This is a genomic window from Streptococcus sp. 2106, assembly GCF_013277315.1.
Taxonomy (GTDB): Bacteria; Bacillota; Bacilli; order Lactobacillales; family Streptococcaceae; genus Streptococcus; species Streptococcus pseudopneumoniae.
Genome location: NZ_VMMS01000109.1, coordinates 1 through 1,444, shown reverse-complemented (window position 1 = coordinate 1,444; position 1,444 = coordinate 1). Strand labels below are relative to the sequence as shown.

Below are 1,444 nucleotides of genomic sequence, written 5' to 3'. Positions count from 1 at the left end.
TTTAAAACTATTAGTTTTTCAGAGAGTCCTCAATCCAGATAGTAAGTTATCTACTTATGCTTCTCAAGTAAACTTATTTGGTCATTGGGAAATAAGCCTCAACGCTATTTATCGTTCGTTAGATAAGTTGGATACCTTGAAAGAAAAACTTCTGCTTCATCTTCATAAAGAAGTGAGTCGCATGACCAAGCGTGAAGCACGTTTAGTTTTCTACGATGTAACGAACTACTACTTTGAAACAGATATCCCCGATGAGACGGTTGTTTCAGTTGATGGTGAAATTCTAAAAGAAGGACTAAGAAGGCGAGGTCCTAGTAAGGAACATCGTCCCAAACCCATTGTCCAATTAGGATTATTTATGGATACGAATGGAATTCCCATCAGTTATAAGTTATTTAGAGGAAATCAAACAGATCCTATTACCTATCTTCCAGCTGTTGAGGAAGTTAAAAAACAGTTTGGAATTGAGCGTATTGTGGTGGTGGCCGATAAGGCTATGAATAGCTCTTACAATATTTCTGAGATGATTCATCAAAAAGATGGATGGCTCTTCTCCCAGAAGCATCGTGGACGGCGTGGCGCCTCAAAGGAGCTACAAACACAAATTCTAAATCCAAACGATTGGCAATTTAATAAGGAGTTGACCTTCGCAAAGAAGTCCTATCTACGTGAACGCAAGCTGGGAACGAAGAAGGATTCTCCACTTGTCAAAGAGAAAGTTCTGATTACTTGGTCTAAGAAATACGCTGATCGAGAACGGATTCGTCGGGAAGGTGCTTTAGAATATGCCAGCCAACTAACCAATGCGGAACTCTTTCGACAGACCAGTAAAAAAGGAGGCAAGAAATATCTAGACCTCCACTATCTGGATGAAAAAACAGGGGAACTAAAGCCTTTTTCCCCACTTGTTACCATTGACCATGAGCAGGTTGATTTTGATGCTCAGTTTGATGGTGTGAATGTTCTTGTAACAAGTGAAGTTGGAATGACAGATGAAGAGATGTTGGAGGCTTATAAAGAGTTAGCTAAGATTGAGGATTGCTTCCGCATCACGAAGACAGAGCTTGAAAGTAGACCTGTTTATGTATGGACAGAAAATCATATACAGGCACATTTTTTGACTTGTTTTATCGCTTTAATTCATCTTCGACTCCTCCAACATCAAATTAATTGGAAGATGAGTCCAAGGAGAATCGCTAATGCTCTCAACAGTGCCAAAGCAACTAGGTTACAAGATAATTACTATAGACTACAAGAAAGTCCAGATATGCAGCTACTAAATAGATTATTGGGCATGGAATGGAACAAAGGGTTCGTGAAGTTTGAAGAACTCAAAAATTACGCCAAAGCTCCATATACAACACCTAAACGAGATTAAAGAACAGCGAAATCCCTTGTGGCGCAAGGGGGTAGCTGCCCTTTTGTATTTTTTAAGTGATAAAGT

At 39.4% G+C, this 1,444-nt stretch carries 1 protein-coding gene; it reads left to right on the top strand.

All coding sequences use genetic code 11. The features are described 5' to 3' along the window. Positions 1–1,378: IS1634 family transposase (locus tag HT723_RS10390; RefSeq protein WP_166731242.1), on the top strand; the 1,378-nt coding region annotated here is incomplete at its 5' end. Positions 1,379–1,444: the final 66 nt, after the last annotated feature.